Raw genomic sequence first — 17,130 nt, forward strand, 5'->3', positions numbered from 1 at the left:
CCCACTGCCCCGGTACCGGCGTCCGGAGTGGCGACGGCCGAGGACGACGTCCCGAGCCGGATCGAGGCCACCCAGCAGGTCGCCGACGACAGCGCCTTCCCGGCCGCGCCCGAGCCGTTCGAACCTGAACCGGCGATCGAGTCCGGTCCCGAACTGGCACCGGTGCCGGGGGCGCACTTCGCGGAGATCCCCGTCGGCTCGATCGTGCCCAACCCGAAGCAGCCCCGGCAGGTCTTCGACGAGGAGGCACTGGAGGAGCTGAAGACCTCGATCCAGGAGGTCGGCTTTCTCCAGCCGATCGTCGTACGGCGCCTCGACGGCGATCAGTACGAGCTCGTCATGGGCGAGCGGCGGTGGCGCGCGGCGCAGGCGGTCGGCCGGGAGGTCATCCCGGCGATCGTCCGGGACACCCGCGACGATGCGATGCTGCGGGACGCGCTGCTGGAGAACATCCACCGGGCGAACCTGAACCCGCTGGAAGAGGCGGCCGCGTACCAGCAGCTGCTGGAGGAGTTCGGGGCCACGCACGAGGAACTCGCTCGGCGGATCGGCCGCAGCCGGCCCCAGATCTCCAACACGATCCGGCTGCTGAATCTCCCGGCACAGGTTCAGCGGCGGGTCGCTGCGGGCATACTGTCCGCCGGTCACGCTCGTGCCCTCCTGGGTCTCGACGAGGCGGACGCGCAGGAGGCACTCGCGCTGCGAGTGGTGGCCGAGGGGCTCTCCGTGCGTACGACCGAGGAGCTTGTGCAACTGGCAATCTCCGAGGGCGCGGCAACCAAGAGTGCGCCTGCGGCGCGACGGGCCAAGCCGCACGCTCCGGCGCTGACCGATCTCGCCGACCGCCTGTCCGATCGTTTCGACACCCGGGTCAAGGTGGACATCGGTCGGAGCAAGGGCAAGATCACGATCGAGTTCGCCTCGGTTGACGATCTCGAACGCATCGTGGGCATCATCGGCATGGAGGAGCAGGACGCTCCCGGCTGACCGATCCTGGAGCTGAACCGATGGCCGCGCCCGCCGACTCCGGCGGACCGCGGCCATCGCCATTTTCGGGGTACGCCGCCTTCCGGCTCGCGCCGCAGGCATGTCTCGTTCGGACGAGGTGCGGCTCCGGTGGGGCGCGTTCCGCCGGTCGGCCCGTTTCACGTGAAACCGTGCGGCGATCTTCGAGGTGTTTCACGGCAGAGATTGTCGGGCGGGACGCGGCCGAGCGTCGGGCACTCCCGCGACGGATCGCCGGGCAGCACGCTGAGACTGGCTGTCGGGTCCGCGTCCGTTGATCCCGAGTCGACCGGGAAGTGTCCGGCCGGAGGGTCATGCCGAATCGCCGCCCCGCCGCTGTCGACGCTACTGCTCCGCTGGGCGCAGCGTCTCAGACAATCACCGGGACGGGACAGGCGTACGACGGGACGGGCGGGTTAGACGAGTCGGGGACGGGTCGGGGCGGGGCAGGTGCGCGGCACCTTTTCGCGGTTGCCCGAACCCGTAGTCCTCGGGCGGCGTCGGCGTACCGGCATGGCGGGCGGTCCGGCCGTCACGGGGTCCGAGTGCCCTCGCCGCCTCGGTGTCCTTCGGTGGAACGCAGTCACTCGAAGGTTTGCTTCGGGAACGGGAAGGAAGAGGCCGACCAGGTGCGGACGCCGAGGCCCCTGGGACGACGCGGAGCCTCGGCCACCTCGGACCGACGAGCGGTCGGAGCCTCAACTGGCTCGGACCGACCGACGGACTGATCAACGGGACGGCTCGCCGGAGTCAGGTTCAGTCGGTACTCGGCTGTCCGCCCGTACCCCGAGTCAACCGTTTCTGGTGCCGACGCCGGCAGTCACTCGTGAAGGCCGCCACACGCGAGTGGCATCGCGGGCACGGTCGAGATGCGGTGGCCAGATTCGGAACAGGACGGGACTGCCGCATGGACAGGGCGGGTCGAGACAGGACGGGACGGGCCGACCCACCGGATCCGGGGACGGCCGACCCATCGGATCCCGGTCCGGCGATGGTCGGTGCGGCACCCGGTGTCCCGCCGACGGTGGCCGAGCCCCGGCGCCTGTCCGGCTCCGTGAGTAGTCCGGGTTCGCGCGTCCGGGTGGTGTATGCCGGAGATGGCGGCGTTGGCCGGCCTGGAGCGGCTGGACATGCGCCGGGCGGGACGGAGGCAGTGCCCGATCGGCTAACGGCAGGGTGATCCGGAGACGGCCGAGAGACGCGGGGGCCGGTCGCTTCCGGGGTCGACGGGGCCCCCGCAGATCGGCTGGGAGAGGGCCCGAACCAGGGGTCGGGATCATCGCGGAGGCCGATCGACGGGGCGTCCGAAAGTAATCCACAGGGTTTGTCCACAGCCTGGCCCCGTTTCACGTGAAACCGCGCGTAAAACGGGGTGCGGGCCTGTGGATGACGGACCGAAAACCGGGCCGTTGTCGGCTGGTTCCGGGGCTGGTCGGTCCTGATCAGGTCCTCCGGTCGGGCCGTGTTGCTCTTCCGGGACCGGGTCGACCAGGTGCTCGCCGGGAGCCGGAACGCGCCCGGCCGGAGCCCGTGATCAGGACCGGTACGCGTACCGGTCGCGGGCCGAGATGGGGAGGGACAGTCGTCTACAACTCGGTTAGGGTCAGCGTCGTGCCCCACACCCCTCTTTCTGTTCCAGACTTCGCGAAGTGGCCGTCGTTTCCCTTCGAGGGAGACCTCAGCGTCAAGCACCTCGACGACCCGGTCGACGTCGAGCCGGCTCGCAAGGGCGAAGGTTCGGCCGAATGCCTCTCCTGCAACGCGCCGGATGACGCCTACATCTGGGTCAGTGAGCGTTGGCGGGTACGCGCCATGGACCGTCCGACCGGACTGCCGATGGTGCTCATCCTCGAATCCCGGTCGCATCTCGACCTGGGTGACCTACCCAACCTGCTCGCGGCCGAGCTCGGTGTGATGACCGTGCGTCTGGAGCGAGCGATCCGGTCCCTCGACGGCGTCGCCCGGGTACACGTCAACCGATGGGGTGACGGCTCGGCGCACCTGCACATGTGGTTCCTGGCGCGACCGTACGGTCGGTTGCAGTTGCGGGGCACCTTCCTGTCGCTGTGGGACGCCATCCTGCCGGCGATTCCCGAGTCGACCTGGCGGGAGAACCTCGCGCACGTGGCGGCCTGGCTGGCCGAGTTCGGCGGGCGGCCGTTGGCGGAGCCGCCGCGCATCCAGTGGCAGGCACCCTCGAACCTGACCCAGCAGGCCGCAGCCGGTCTGGGCCTGGAAGACCTCGAACTGGAGCCGGCAAGCCCGAGTGGCGCCGCCGGTGCCGATTCCCCGACCGGCAGGGCTTCGACCGGCACGGCTGCGGACAGCGCAGACAGCACGGTCCCGGACGGAGCTACCTCGGACAACTCTCCGGCGGGCCGATCGGTGACGGACGCGTCCCTGGTCGCGTACGCCGAGGCACCGCCGGAGCAGGATGACAGCCCGGAGCAGGACGGTCGGACCGGGCAGCCGCTCGACCGGTCAGCCGGTTGATCAGGCGGCGGGCAGGGCGCCGGGGATCGGGTCGGGCACCGGTGCCGCCCGCTCCCCGGACGCTAGCGGCGGCGGCCGACCGCGCGGGCGACGAGCGAGCCGAGCAGCTTGCCGAAGTCGAGGCCGGCGGCCTGCACCGCGAGCGGGAGCAGTGAGGTTTCGGTCATCCCCGGCGAGACGTTGACTTCCAGTACGTGTGGGCGTCCGGCCTCGTCGACGATGAGGTCGACCCGGGACAGGTCACGCAGGCCGAGTGCCGTGTGCGCGGCCAGGGCGGTGTCGGCGACCTCGGCGGCCACCACGGGGGTCAGTCGGGCCGGCGCGTGCCAGGTGGTCAGACCGGCCGTGTAGCGGGCCGCGTAGTCGTACACGCCGTTGCGGGGCACGATCTCGACCGCGGGTAGTGCCCGGGGCCCGTCGCCCAGGTCGACGATAGAAACCGCCACGTCCATGCCGGGCACGTAGCGCTCGGCCAGCGCCGTCGAGTCGTACGCGAAACAGCCGACCATCGCGGCCGGCAGCGCGGCGGCGTCCCGCACCACGGCGGCGCCGAGGCCCGATCCGCCCTGCGCCGGCTTGACCATGAGCGGCAGTCCCAGTCGGTCGACGATCCGGTCCAGCACCGCGACCGCGCCGAGCTCGGAGAAGCGATCGTGCGGCAGCGCTACCCAGTCCGGCGTCGGGATGCCCGCCTCGCGCAACACCGCTTTCGCCGAGGGTTTGTCCCAGGCGAGTCGGGAGGAGCGGGCGTCGCAGCCGACGTACGGGACGTCGCAGAGGTCCAGCACGCCGCGCAGCGAGCCGTCCTCACCGGTCGCCCCGTGTAGTGCGATCACCACCGCGTCCGGCGGGTCGGCCTGTAGCGCGGGCAACAGCGCCACGTCGGCGTCGCGGAGTTCCACCTCCACCCCGACCGTGCGCAGCGCGTCCAGTACCCGGCGTCCGGAGCGCAACGACACGTCGCGTTCGTAGGACAGGCCGCCGGCCAGCACCAGTACGCGCATGTCGGTGAGGGTGTGCGCGGTGGGGATCAGCGGTTCGTTCGTGGGCGGACCGGAATCGGCCGGCGGCGTACTCATGCCGGAGATCATGCCAAGTCGGGACCCGGAGCGTCGGCGCCGGCCTGCCCGCGGCGACCCGCCGCCGGCCGGCTGACCGTGCCGAACACCTGGCGCATCGCCATTTCTTGTTCCATCACGCTGGCCAGCCGCCGGACGCCCTCACGGATCCGGTCCGGCGGCGGGAAGGAGAAGTTGAGCCGCATGTGACCGGTGCCGGTTCCGTCGGCGTAGAAACCGGTCCCCGGCACGTACGCGACCCGGGCGGCGATCGCACGCGGCATCATCGCCTTCGAGTCCAGACCGTCCGGGAGCGTCGCCCAGACGAAGAGCCCGCCGCCGGGTTTGGTCCAACTGGTGCCGGCCGGCATCAGGTCGCCGAGCGCCCCGAGCAGGGCGTCCCGGCGTTCCCGGTAGACCTCGCGGTACGTCTTGAGCTGTTCCCGCCACGGCATGGTGGTCAGGTAGCTGGTAACGGCGGACTGCGCGAACGCGCTCGGGCAGAGGATCTGCGCCTCGGAGGCGATCACCAGCTTGTCTCGTACGGCGTGCGGGGCGAGGATCCAGCCCACCCGCAGGCCCGGCGCAAAGGTCTTGGAGAAGGTGCTGAGGTAGAAGACGCCGTCCCGGCGACGGGCCCGCAGGGGCGCGGGTGCGTCCCCGTCGAAGCCGAGCTGGCCGTACGGGTCGTCCTCGACCACCAGCAGACCGGCGCGTTCGCAGATGTCGAGCACCCGCTCCCGCCGCTCGTCGGTCAGGGTCACGCCGGTCGGGTTCTGGAAGGTCGGGATGGTGTAGAGGAACTTCGCCCGCCGCCCGCTCCGGGCCACCTCGGCGATGGCCAGTTCCAGCGCCTCCGGGATGAGCCCGTCGCCGTCCATCGGCACGTGCACGACCTGGGCCTGGGCGGCCTGGAAGACACCGAGTGCGCCGACGTAGGTGGGGCCCTCGGTGAGCACCACGTCGCCGGGGTCGAGGAAGAGTCTGGCGACCAGGTCGAGGGCCTGTTGACCGCCGACGGTGACGACGACGTCCTCCGGGGACGCACCGCAGCCGACGTCGATGCCGGAGAGCGCCATCACCTCGCAGATGCGTTCCCGCAGGTCGAGCATGCCCTGGCCGATGCCGTACTGGAGGGTGGTGGTGCCGTGTTCGGCACCGAGTCGGCCGAGCATCTCACCGACCGCGTCGAGCGGCAGGGCGGCGATGTACGGGGCGCCGCCGGCGAGTGACACCACCTCGGGGCGACTGGCCACGGCGAAGAGCGCTCGGATCTCCGATGCCGTCATGCCCCGCACGCGGCGGGCGTAGCGGTCGGTATAGTCGTCGAGCGTCGTGCCGGTCATGGCCTCTCCCTCGCTGCGCTCGGTCATGACAACCCGGTCTCTCGGTCATGACACACCTGATCGCAGGGTGCCGGGCAACCCTAGCCACACGGCACCGTTAATTCGATCGTAATCTGCGCCGCAGCGTTACGGCCGTACAGCCGACCCGTGGTCCACATCCCGGACAGCGGTCGGCGACCCGATCCGCGACCCGGGTCGTACCGGTCAGCCCGACCTCTCCCGTGCCGCGAAGTTACGGCGTACGATCGCTCGTTGGGGGCAAGGCGCGGCTGTGGCGATATTTCGCGGTCTTTGGGCCTCCGACCGGATTTTTGGGGATACGGCGATGTCGCGACGTCTGGTCAGTCTGACCCTCGATACGCTCGAAGATCTGCCGCGCCCGTGTCGGCAGTGCGTCTACTGGGAGCTCGACCCGGTGGCCGCCGACCGGGCCTGCGCGGCGGGTGATCCGGGCCTGGAGAAGGAAGCCTGGGTTTCGCAGACCCTGCTGGAGTGGGGTTCCTGCGGCAAGCTCGTCTACGTGGACGGGATGCCGGCCGGCTTCGCCATGTACGCGCCACCGGCGTACGTGCCCCGGTCGATGGCGTTTCCCACCTCGCCGGTCTCGGCCGACGCCGCGTTGCTGACCACCGCGCACGTGGTGGCCGCGTTCGCCGGCGGTGGACTGGGCCGGATGCTCGTCCAGGGCGTCGCCCGCGACCTGACCAAGCGGGGCATCAAGGCGATCGAGGCGTTCGGGGACGCGAAGTTCGGCGAGGCCGGTGACGAGGCCGGCGGGTGTGTCGCCCCGGCGGACTACTTCCTCTCCGTGGGCTTCAAGACGGTACGCCAGCACCACCGCTACCCGCGCCTGCGGTTGGAGCTGCGCACCGCGCTCTCCTGGAAGTCCGACGTCGAGTACGCGCTGGAGAAGCTGCTCGGGTCGATGAGCCCGGAGAGCCTGCTGCGCCCGGTCCGCCCGGCCACCCGTACCACCACCACGACGGGTTGAGGCACCGGCGGCGGCGCGAGCCTCTACTTGGGCGCGCCGGCCGCCACCGCCGCGCGCAGCTCGCTGACGTCGATCGAGCCGGTCGGTACGTCCTGCTCGATCGGGAAGTACATCCGCTGTACGGCGGCGACGATCGCCTCGACCACGTGGTCCCGGAAGCCGGGGTTGGTCAGTCGGGCCAGGTCGACGGGTGAGGTGAGGTAGCCGACCTCGACCCGTACGGCCGGCATCCGGGTGAGTCGGAGCAGTTCCCAGGTCTTGGCGTGCACCTGGCAGTCGCGCATGCCGGTCCGGGCCACGATCTCCCGCTGGACCAGGCCAGCCAGCCGTTCACCGAAGGTCGAGGTGACCCCGTTGTCGGTGCCGTAGTGGTAGGTCGCCACCCCGTCCGCCTCCGGGTTGGCGTGGCCGTCGGTGTGCAGCGAGATGAACAGGTCGCCGCCGAGTTCGTTGGCGAGTTCCGCGCGGGCCAGGTCGGGCAGTACGGCGGCGGGCACCGGCCCCCTGGTGAGGTGGACCCGCATGCCGGCGGCGACGAGTCGCCCGCGCAGCCGGTTGGCCAGGTCGTAGGCGAGTTCCGCCTCGGTCCAGCGCAGCCCGCCGTCGGGTACGACGATGCCCGGGTCGGAGCCGCCGTGACCGGGGTCGATGACGATGACCTTGCCCATCAGGTTGGGGCCGGACTGCCGGATCGCGTCGGACTCGCGCAGCAACTGTGGCCGTCCGCCGACCACCTTGCGACCCAGCCGGCGGAGCGCGTGCATGGTGTGCGGCCCGCAGGTGCCGTCCGGGGAGAGGCCGACCTCACGTTGGAACTGGGCCACCGCGCGGGCGGTCTGGATGCCGTAGATGCTGTCCGCCCGGCCGACGTCGTAGCCCATTTCGAGCAGCCGTTCCTGCAACGTGCGTACGTCCTCGCCGGTGAGCGGGTCGGGAATCGCGTGGTAGAGGGTACGGGCGCCGAGCCGCCAGCGGGCGGCGTCGAGAGCGCGCCACGTTTCGGCGCCGACCTGGCCGTCGACGCTCAGTCCACGGCTCTGTTGGAAGGCGCGTACGGCGTGCTCGATGTCCGGCCCGAACTCGTCGGTCGTGGCCGAGGTGCCGGGGGTGAGCAGGGCGAGGCCGAGCAGGACGCCTCTGATCTCGGTGACCGCAGGGCCGCGGTCACCACGTCGGACAGGACGCACGAACGACCTCCCTCTGCGGGTGCTGTGTTCGGTCGGTCTGGCGGCGGGGCGAGTCGGGCCCAACGTCCGGCGGTGTCCTGTTCGCCGGTTGCCGACTGCTCCTGAGAACGCTTCCGGAGCGTACCGTGACCGGGTGCCCACCGCCCTGACTTGACCGGATGCGGACGGCTGTCGGATCGCGTGCCGCCGGTTTCCGGACATCGTTGCCGGAACGGAACGTGCCCGTCACCGGTGGAGCGGTGACGGGCACGGACGTGCAGACTCGAATGCGAGTCGGTGGTGCAGCCCTAGAGCGCGGCCTCGATCAGCTTGACCAGGTCGCTCTTGGGGCGGGCGCCGGCCACCGACTGCACCGGCTGGCCGCCCTTGAAGATGGTGAGGGTCGGCACCGACATCACCCGGTAGGCCATGGCGGTCTCGGGGTTCTCGTCGATGTTGAGCTTCACGATGGTGACCCGGTCGCCCATCTCGCGGGCGATCTCCTCCAGCAGCGGGGAGACCTTCCGGCACGGTCCGCACCACTCGGCCCAGAAGTCGACCAGGACCGGCTTGTCCGACTGGAGCACGTCACTGACGAAATTCTTGTCGGTGACCGCCTTGGTTGTTCCCATGAAAAGACCCTCCTCCGGGCGTGCGCTTTCGGTTGTCTCAGACTTCCAACGTGGCCAGGAAGCGTTCGGCGTCCAGCGCCGCGGCGCAGCCGGTGCCGGCGGCGGTGATCGCCTGGCGGTAGGTGTGGTCGACCAGGTCTCCGGCGGCGAAGACGCCCGGTACGTTGGTCGTGGTGCCCGGCGCGTTCACCCGTACGTAGCCGTTCTCGTCCATGTCGACCTGACCCTGGAAGAGCTGGCTGCGGGGGTCGTGACCGATGGCCACGAACACGCCCGCGACGTCGAGCACCTTGGTCTCACCGGTGTGTACGTTACGCAGCCGTACCCCGGTGACCTTGCCGTCGGCACCGAGAACCTCTTCGACCTGGCTGTTCCACTCCACCTGGATCTTCTCGTTGCCCAACGCCCGCTCGGCCATGATCTTGCTGGCCCGGAAGCTGTCCCGGCGGTGCACGATCGTCACCTTGGCCGCGAACTTGGTGAGGAAGCTCGCTTCCTCCATCGCCGAGTCGCCGCCGCCGACCACCACTATCTCCTGGCCCCGGAAGAAGAAGCCGTCACAGGTGGCACAGGACGAGACACCGTGGCCGAGGTATTCCTGCTCGCCGGGAACGCCGAGCGGCCGCCAGGCGGAGCCGGTGGTGAGGATGACCGCCTTGGCCCGGTACGCGGTCTCGCCGACGTATACGACGCTGACGGCGGCGGAGCCCGGTTCACCGGTGTCGGTCAGCTCGACCCGGCTGACGTCGTCGGTGAGGAACTCGGCGCCGAACCGCTCGGCCTGCTTGCGCATCGAGTCCATCAGCTCCGGCCCGAGGATGCCGTCGGGGAAGCCGGGGAAGTTCTCCACCTCGGTGGTGGTCATCAGGGCGCCACCCGACTGCACACCCTCGATGATCAGCGGTTTGAGGTTGGCCCGGGCGGCGTACACGGCGGCCGTGTAGCCGGCCGGCCCAGAGCCGATGATGATGAGGTTGCGGACCTCGTCCACTGCCGTCTCCCGAGAGTCTGTGTGTCGCCGACCCGTGTGGCCCATCGATGCCGGCGAGCCGCCGGCCGACGATCCGACGACCGGCAACTGTTGAGCAGAACGTCATCCTACGAAGGGGAAATTCCCCAGCCGGACATCCGGTGGGTCACGTCACGCCGAAGGCCTTACAGCCGTGCGGAGTCGATTCACCCTACCTGGGACTGGTAACGGGTGTCCGCACCCGACGTGGGCAGGCCGCAGTCCGCGCCGCTGACCCAGGCCCAGCGACCGCCGGTGCCGTCGGTGAGGCTGATCACGAGCGCGGGAACGCCCTCGAAGGTGGCGTAGTCCACCAGGTTGAAGGTGACCGCGCCGCGGCCGTGAGCGAGGGCGATCGCTTCGAGGCAGGCGGTGAGCGCGTCCCGGTCGGCCAGCCGGGCCAGGCCGGCGGCGATCGGGCCCCGGTCCGGCTCGGGGGCGGCGCCGAAGGTGCCCAGCGAACCGGTGTTGGGCGGGCTGGCGGCGTCGGTGCCGCTGCGCTCCTCGGTGTTCGCAGGCAGCCTGCTGGCCAGCGACTTGGGCAGGGAGTCGGGCAGGTAGTCCGTACCGGTGGCGATCAGCTGTTGGGCGGCGGGCAGCGCGATCGGTGGGACCGGGCCGGAGACGACGGGCGCGGCGGCGCTGTCTGCGGAACCGCCGTTGGACGCGACGTCCGACACACCGAGGCGGCTGAGGCCGAAGCCCGCGAAGGCGACCGCGGCGGCCGCGACGGTGACCGCCCCGGCCATTCGCGACCAGCGTCGCCGGGCCGACCGGGGAACGCGGTCCCGGCCGCCGGCCACCCGGTCACCAATTCCGGGTACGGCGGTGAGCCGGCGTTCCGCCTGCTCGGTGCGCCGCGTCGACTCGGTACGTTCCGCCCGCTCGGTGAGCTGGGCCTGCTCGGTGAACTGGGTCGGGATGGCGGGCTGGCCGAGTGCCCCGGCGTCGGTGAGCGCGTTGGTGAGCCGGTGGCTGATCTCGGCCGGCATCGGTTCGGTGGTGTCCGCCCAGGCGGCGAGGTCCTGCCGGACCGAGTCGAACGCCCGGCTCAGTGCCGCGTACGCGGCCGCCCACTCCGGGTCCGCATCGATCAGACGGGCGACCGCAGCCTCTTCCGGGGTGTCCGCCAGGACCCCCCCGAGATAGTCGGCCAGCAGGTCGAGGTCGACCTCGCTGGACTGGCCCGCGGTCACTGTTCCTCCTGCATGCGGTCGCGCCCGGATTGACTCGACCCCGATCGGACGCCGTCACCGGGCGCCGGGTTCCCCCGGGTGACCGACGGCACGTCGTCGTTCGCCCTGTTCGGCGCCGCTGCGGCCGGTCCGCGGGGACGCAGGTGACCGAGGATCAGGGCGAGTCGGGCCCGACCTCGGGCGCAGCGGCTCTTCACCGTGCCCTCGGCGACCCCGAGCATGATCGCGACCTCGGCGATCGGGTAGCCCTGGACGTCGACCAGGATGATCGCCGCCCGCTGCTCGGCCGGAAGCCTGGCCAGCGCCTGCTGGACGACGAGCGCGGTGTCGTGGTCGGGGGCCGGCGCGGCGGGCTCGACGCCCACCCACCGGCCGGTCTCGTCGGTCCGCGAGCCGTCGGGCAGCGGGACCGTGGGGTGTGCCTGCCGGCGCCGGATCCGGTCCAGGCAGGCGTTGACCACTATGCGGTGCAGCCAGGTGGTGACGGCGGCGTCACCGCGGAAGCGGGCGGCGGCGCGGTGGGCCGAGAGCAGGGCGTCCTGTAGGGCGTCGGCCGCGTCCTCCCGGTCGGCGAGGGTACGCAGGGCCACCGCCCAGAGCCGGTCCCGGTGCCGGTGGAAGAGCTGGGCGAAGGCGTCCCGATCGCCGTCGACGTGCGCCCGGAGCAGCTCAGCGTCGCTGAGTCCGGCCAGCCGGTCGGGGGCACCGGCGGTGTCGGCCGGGGCGCCGCTCGTCTCGTCCGGCACGGGAGGGCTGGTCATGACCCGGCCCGGTCCGGTGGACGGGTGCGGCGCGCCGGCTGACCGATCACGGTTCCCGGACCGTGATTTCCTGGATGCCGAGCCGGTAGTCGCCCTTGGCGTTCTTGATGATGTCGGTGACCCAAAAGAGCAGGTACTGGTACTTCTTCTCGGATTCGAACGCGCTGAAGGTCATCACCGATCCGGCCCGTTCGAACGGCTCGCCGATGATCTGGTACGAGGTGACGAGCTGGGTGTCCGATGCCTTGCTCGACGGCAGGGTGGTCGTGCCGGTCTTCAACTCGGCGGTGGCACCGGTGTTGGCCAGGGTCACCTGCACGTCCTTGATGGCCCGGGGCTCCTTCAGGTCGATCAGGACGCCCATGCCGGTCTTGAGGTTGGCGAACTTCGGGCCGTCGTAGGAGTCGGACTCCCAGCCCTTGTTGACGTCACCGTCCACCACCGCCGCGGCGCCGTTCAGTTCGTCACCCCGGTCGGTGCCGGTGCTGACGATCCGTACGCTGCTGCCGTCGATCGGGATCTTCTTCGGCTGGGTGGTCGGGGCGTCGGTGCCGCCGGCCGGGGCGGTGGCACCCGGCGGGGTGGCCGGCGAGGCGGTGCCGGTGCCGCCGTTGTCGGAGAGCGCGTTGATGCCGAAGTAGAGGCCGATCAGGGCGATCACCAGCAGCCCGGCCACCCCCGCGACGATCTTGCGGGCACCGGCCGGCGCGGCGGGTGCGCCGATGTTTTCCTCGTCGTGGCTGGTGAACCGCAGCGGGCCGCTGTTGTCCAGGTACTGCTCCTCGGCGGCGGCGTTCAGCCGGCCGAGTTCGGCGGCGAGCACGTCGACCGAGGGAACGGCGAGCTGCGGGTCGAGCAGGTCCATGGTCAGGTCGTCGAGGTACGCCGGCACGCCGGCCCGGACCTGCCGGGGGGCGGCGAGGGCGCCGTTCGCGTCCCGGACCCCGTCGGGCAGGGCGGATCGGCCCCGGCCGCCGGAGAGGTTGGCCTCGACGTGCGGCCACGCCCCGGTGAGGGCGAAGTAGAGCACACCACCGACCGCGCGGGCATCGGTCTCGATGGTGTCGTTGCCGTCGGCGCGGGCGTCGGCGAGCACCACCCGACCGTCGTCGCCGACCATCACGGTGCCGGGGTGGACGTTGCCGTGCACCATTCCGGTGGCGTGTACGGCGGCGATGGCACCGGCGACGGCGTGCGCGATGCTGGTGGCGCGGGCCGGTTCGAGTGGGCCGTCGGCGACCAGTTCCCGCAGCGAGTGGCCGTCCACCCACTCCCGTACGACGTATGCCCGCTCGTCCTCGTCGATCGCGTCGTAGACGCCGACGAGGTTGGGGTGGATCACCCGGCTCGCGGTCACCGCGGCTTGGAGCATCTCCATCGCCGAGTCGCCGCCGGGATAACGGAGTACCACGGCCACGGGTCGGCGGAGGACCACGTCGACACCGCGCCAGACCTGGCGGCCGGCGCTGTCGTCGTTGATGTGCTCGGCCAGCTCGTACCGCTCGGCGAGGACCTCACCGACGGCGGGCGCACCGAAGGCCATAACGGGCGGCGCGACCTCGTCCGCCTCCTGACCTTCGCCGACCTGGGTCACCCGTCCTCCCTCGATGATTGTCGCGATCGATGGACCCGTGCTGCTGGGCATTGGTTTTCCGCTCTATCGCCGGTGGACCGGACGCTGGGCGCCATTCCATAGCGTAGGCGCTCTCCGCACCTGTCGAGAGCGACCTTACCTGGGATGGACTCATCCCCGACATGTCATCTTGCGGGCGTACCCGACCTGGTGCCGGGAGTATGCCGAACAGTCCAAGTACGACCGGTGTCATCCGCCTCGATGGCACCGGCAATTCCTAATCTATCGGTTCATTTCAACTACTTGCGCGAGGGCCACCGGTGTGGCCCGGCCACCCGTACCCACCGTCGGGGGTGATCTGCCGTTGTCCACAGCCCGAGGGCAGGTCATCCACGCCACTTCCCTCGGTTATCCACAGGTCATCCCCAGTCATGCCGTGCCAATCAGCGACCGACCTTGCGTCGTACGAGCTGGACGACCTCGCTGATCTCGTGGATCCGCAGCAGCATGGCGAGCCCGACGTAACTCGCGCCGATCAGGCCGCCGCCGACCACCAGTCGGACGATCGCCTCCAGCCGACTCGGGGTCGAGTCGCCCGGCAGCAGTTGCAGGACCAGCCAGCCGACCAGTGCCGAGCCGAGCGCGGCGACCACCACCTTGCCGACCGTCTTCATGATCTCGCCGAGCCCGAGTCGACCGATCCGGCGACGCAGCAGCATCGCCGTGATCACCACTGCCGCCAGGTACGACACCGCGTTGCCGAGCATCAGCCCGGCGGCGGCGAACGAGGCGCTGAACGCGGCGAACAGCCCGATCTGTACCAGCACCCGGATCCCCACCACCGGAATGTTGATCAGTGCCGGGGTCTTGGTGTCCGGCAGCGCGTAGAAGGCGAAGGTGAAGAGCTGGCTGACCGCGAACGGGATCAGCGCCAGCGCACCGACCAGCAGTACCACCGAGGTCGCGGTGGCGCTCTTGTCGCTGAACGCGCCGTACCTGAACAGGACGACCGCGATCGGGCTGGCCAGCACGGCGTAGCAGACCGAGATGGGTGCGAGCACCGCGGTGACCACCCGGGTTCCCCGGGACAGGTCGGCGACGACGTCGGCGTACCGGCCCTCGGCGGCGGCGGCGCTCATCCGGGGCATCAGCGCGGTGAGGATCGACACCGCCACGATCCCGTGCGCCATCATCACCAGCAGGAAGACGTTGTTGTAGATCAGCGGGCCGGCCTCGTCGGCGTCCCCGGCCCGGTTCAGCAGGTTGAACAGGACGGCCAGGCCGATCTGGCTCACCGCGACGTAACAGAACATCCAGCCGCCGAGCCGGGCCAGCTCCCGCAGGCCCAGGGCGCGGAAGTCGAACCGCCAGCGCCACCGGAACCCGACCTTGCGCAGCGCCGGCACCAGCCCGACGGCCTGGACGACGACACCGAGCAGGGTGCCACCGCCGAGCAGCGCGATCCGGCCGGGCGTCATCTCGTCCGCCGGGATCACCTTCGCGCCGAAGACGGCGATGTAGATGCCGAAGGTGGCGATAACCACCAGGTTGTTCAGGATCGGCGTCCACATCGGGGCGGCGAAGTGGCCCCGGACGTTGAGCACCGCGCTGATCAACGCGGACAGGCCGGTGAAGAAGATCATCGGCAGCATCAGGTAGGAGAGCCTCGTGACCAGGCCCTGGAAGTCCGCGCTGGTCTTGTCGCTGCCGTAGAGCGCGGTGAGCCAACTGGCCGCGGCCACCGCGATGATCGCCGCCACGCCCAGGGCGAACACCGCCAGGGTGAGCAGGCGCTGGGCGTACGCCTGGCCCTGGTCCGGGTCGCCCTTGCGGCGGCGGACCAGCACCGGGATCAGCACGCTGGTCAGGATGCCGCCGAGCAGGAACTCGTAGACCATGCCCGGGAAGATCTGTGCGGTGGTGTAGGCGTTGCCGACCGCGAGCGAGCCCAGCGCCGAGCCGAGCGCGACCGTACGCAGGAAGCCCGTACCCCGGCTGACCAGGCTGCCGATCGCCATCACCGCGCTGTTCCCGGCGGCGGTCCCCTCGCCCGGCGGCTCCGGGGCCGGCGCGGTGGTCTCGACCATGGGCTGGTCCTGCGACTCGATCGAGATCAGGGTCGCGCCGTCGGCCGGCGGCGGAACCCCGTGCGGCATGGCGTTCGCGCTGCGGTACAGCCCGTCGCCCATGAGCGCCTCCCCAACCGGTACGGCGGGCAGGCGTGCCCACCGATACTGCTCAGACCTTAGTCAACCGGTGTCACCGCTCGCCGCGCCGAGTCCGATCCGGCTGGTCCGCCCGCCGGGGTGCCGCCCCGGGTGGACCGATAGGCTGGCGTTCCCATGTCCGAAACCTCCGCTCCCGACGCCGCTGGACCAGCCGCCGCACCCGCCGCCGGACCAGCCGCGCCCCAGCCCTCCGAGGCCGGGTTGACCGCCGCCCAACGCAACGCCGTCGCCGAACTGCTGCGGGTTTCCCCCGTCGCCGACGAACTGGGGCGCCGATTCGCCCGCGCCGGCCACGAACTGCACCTGGTCGGCGGCTCGGTCCGGGACGCGCTGCTCGGCCGGCTCGGCGACGACCTCGACTTCTGCACCGACGCCCACCCGGACGACACGCTGCTGATTCTGCGGGGCTGGGCCGAGGCGACCTGGGAGACCGGGCGCGAGTTCGGCACCATCGGCGCCCAGCGCGAGGGTCTGCGGCTGGAGATCACCACGTTCCGGGCCGAGTCGTACGACCAGATCACCCGCAACCCGGTGGTGCGGTACGGCACGAACCTGATCGACGATCTGCAACGGCGCGACTTCACCATCAACGCGATGGCGGTCAGCCTGCCCGGACACGTCTTCACCGACCCGTACGGCGGGCTGGCCGATCTGGCCGCGCGGGTGATCCGTACGCCGGGCACGCCGCGGGCGTCGTTCGGTGACGATCCGTTGCGGATGCTGCGCGCGGCCCGGTTCGCGGCCCAACTGGGCTTCGCCGTGCAGCCGCAGGTGCGCACCGCGATGGTCGAGATGGCAACCGACCTGGACCGGATCACCGCCGAGCGGATCCGGGACGAGTTCACCAAGCTGCTCTGCGGTGCGGATCCGATCACCGGCCTGCGGCTGCTGGTCGAGACCGGGCTGGCCGATCGGTTCCTGCCTGAGTTGTCCGGGCTGAAGCTGGAGATCGACGAGCACGCCCAGCACAAGGACGTGTACGAGCACACCCTGACGGTGGTGAGCAACGCGGTCGGGTTGGAGGAGCAGGGCTGCGACTTCATCCTGCGGATGGCCGCGCTGATGCACGACGTCGGCAAGCCGGCGACGAAGGCGGTCGGCTCGGACGGGCGGGTCAGCTTCCACCACCACGAGGTGGTCGGGGCCAAGCTGACGAAGCAGCGGATGAAGGCGATGCGCTACCCCAAGGACGTGATCTCGCAGGTGGTCGCGCTGGTCGGGCTGCACCTGCGGTTCTACGGGTACGGCCGGGGCGAGTGGACCGACTCGGCGGTCCGCCGGTACGTCGCCGACGCGGGTGAGCTGCTGGAGCGGCTGCACAAGCTGACCCGGTCGGACTGCACCACCCGCAACCGGCGCAAGGCCCGCCAGCTCGCCTCGGACTACGACGCGCTGGAGGAGCGGATCGCCCGGATCCGGTCGGAGGAGGACCTGGCCCGGGTCCGGCCCGACCTGGACGGCAACGCGATCATGGAGTTGCTCGGCGTACCGCCCGGACCGCTGGTCGGGCAGGCGTGGCGGCACCTCAAGGAGCTGCGGCTGGAGCGCGGGCCGATGGACCGGGACGAGGCCGAGGCGGAACTCCAACGCTGGGCGCGGGACCGGGGCGTCGGGGGCTGACGGCGGGTGGGCGGCCGGAAGTGACGGCAACGGGGCGGCGTCCGGACCGGAC

Annotated in this window: 12 protein-coding genes and 1 pseudogene; 4 read left to right on the forward strand and 9 right to left on the reverse strand. The window is 70.9% G+C overall.

What is annotated here, in order from left to right:
• Nucleotides 1-153: 153 nt before the first annotated feature.
• Nucleotides 154-987, forward strand: a pseudogene (locus OG792_RS33615) (ParB/RepB/Spo0J family partition protein); the annotation flags it as partial.
• A gap of 1,629 nt (nt 988-2,616) precedes the next feature.
• Entirely contained in the window at nt 2,617-3,498 is an 882-nt protein-coding gene (locus tag OG792_RS33620) for a hypothetical protein (RefSeq protein ID WP_329105795.1), read from the forward strand.
• Between the two features lie 62 nt (nt 3,499-3,560).
• Here the strand turns inward: OG792_RS33620 and OG792_RS33625 are convergent, their stop codons facing one another.
• On the reverse strand, nt 3,561-4,502 hold the full coding sequence (locus OG792_RS33625) for a D-alanine--D-alanine ligase family protein (RefSeq protein ID WP_329111600.1): 942 nt from the start codon (nt 4,500-4,502) through the stop codon (nt 3,561-3,563).
• Between the two features lie 83 nt (nt 4,503-4,585).
• Nucleotides 4,586-5,902 carry an aminotransferase-like domain-containing protein gene (locus OG792_RS33630; protein ID WP_329105797.1) on the reverse strand — a complete coding sequence of 439 codons (1,317 nt, stop codon included), beginning with the start codon at nt 5,900-5,902 and terminating at the stop codon, nt 4,586-4,588.
• Between the two features lie 325 nt (nt 5,903-6,227).
• Between OG792_RS33630 and OG792_RS33635 the strand changes: the two genes are divergently transcribed.
• Nucleotides 6,228-6,893, forward strand: coding sequence for a GNAT family N-acetyltransferase (locus OG792_RS33635; RefSeq protein ID WP_329105799.1), 666 nt, complete (start codon nt 6,228-6,230; stop codon nt 6,891-6,893).
• A gap of 23 nt (nt 6,894-6,916) precedes the next feature.
• Here OG792_RS33635 and OG792_RS33640 read toward each other — a convergent pair whose 3' ends face one another.
• The 7 genes from OG792_RS33640 to murJ form a co-directional block, all read right to left on the reverse strand.
• Nucleotides 6,917-8,080, reverse strand: coding sequence for an N-acetylmuramoyl-L-alanine amidase (locus OG792_RS33640; RefSeq protein WP_329105801.1), 1,164 nt, complete (start codon nt 8,078-8,080; stop codon nt 6,917-6,919).
• 287 nt (nt 8,081-8,367) lie between these two features.
• Nucleotides 8,368-8,691 (reverse strand): thioredoxin, encoded by a 324-nt coding sequence (gene trxA / locus OG792_RS33645; RefSeq protein WP_329105803.1) that lies wholly within the window; start codon nt 8,689-8,691, stop codon nt 8,368-8,370.
• A gap of 37 nt (nt 8,692-8,728) precedes the next feature.
• Nucleotides 8,729-9,682 (reverse strand): thioredoxin-disulfide reductase, encoded by a 954-nt coding sequence (trxB, locus tag OG792_RS33650; protein ID WP_329105805.1) that lies wholly within the window; start codon nt 9,680-9,682, stop codon nt 8,729-8,731.
• A 185-nt stretch (nt 9,683-9,867) separates the two neighbouring features.
• Complete coding sequence (locus OG792_RS33655; protein WP_329105807.1) at nt 9,868-10,896, reverse strand: hypothetical protein; 1,029 nt, start codon at nt 10,894-10,896, stop codon at nt 9,868-9,870.
• Nucleotides 10,893-11,657 (reverse strand): RNA polymerase sigma factor SigM, encoded by a 765-nt coding sequence (sigM, locus tag OG792_RS33660; RefSeq protein ID WP_329105809.1) that lies wholly within the window; start codon nt 11,655-11,657, stop codon nt 10,893-10,895. The genes OG792_RS33655 and sigM overlap by 4 nt, the downstream gene beginning before the upstream one ends.
• Before the next feature lie 46 nt (nt 11,658-11,703).
• On the reverse strand, nt 11,704-13,302 hold the full coding sequence (locus tag OG792_RS33665; RefSeq protein WP_329105811.1) for a protein kinase family protein: 1,599 nt from the start codon (nt 13,300-13,302) through the stop codon (nt 11,704-11,706).
• Between the two features lie 371 nt (nt 13,303-13,673).
• Nucleotides 13,674-15,419, reverse strand: a complete 1,746-nt coding sequence (gene murJ, locus OG792_RS33670; protein ID WP_329105813.1) for a murein biosynthesis integral membrane protein MurJ — start codon at nt 15,417-15,419, stop codon at nt 13,674-13,676.
• A 153-nt stretch (nt 15,420-15,572) separates the two neighbouring features.
• Between murJ and OG792_RS33675 the strand changes: the two genes are divergently transcribed.
• Nucleotides 15,573-17,078: a CCA tRNA nucleotidyltransferase gene (locus OG792_RS33675; protein ID WP_329105815.1), complete on the forward strand. Its 1,506-nt coding sequence runs from the start codon at nt 15,573-15,575 to the stop codon at nt 17,076-17,078.
• The last annotated feature ends 52 nt before the right edge of the window (nt 17,079-17,130 follow it).

This window comes from Micromonospora sp. NBC_01699 (genome assembly GCF_036250065.1).
Classification (GTDB): domain Bacteria; phylum Actinomycetota; class Actinomycetes; order Mycobacteriales; family Micromonosporaceae; genus Micromonospora_G.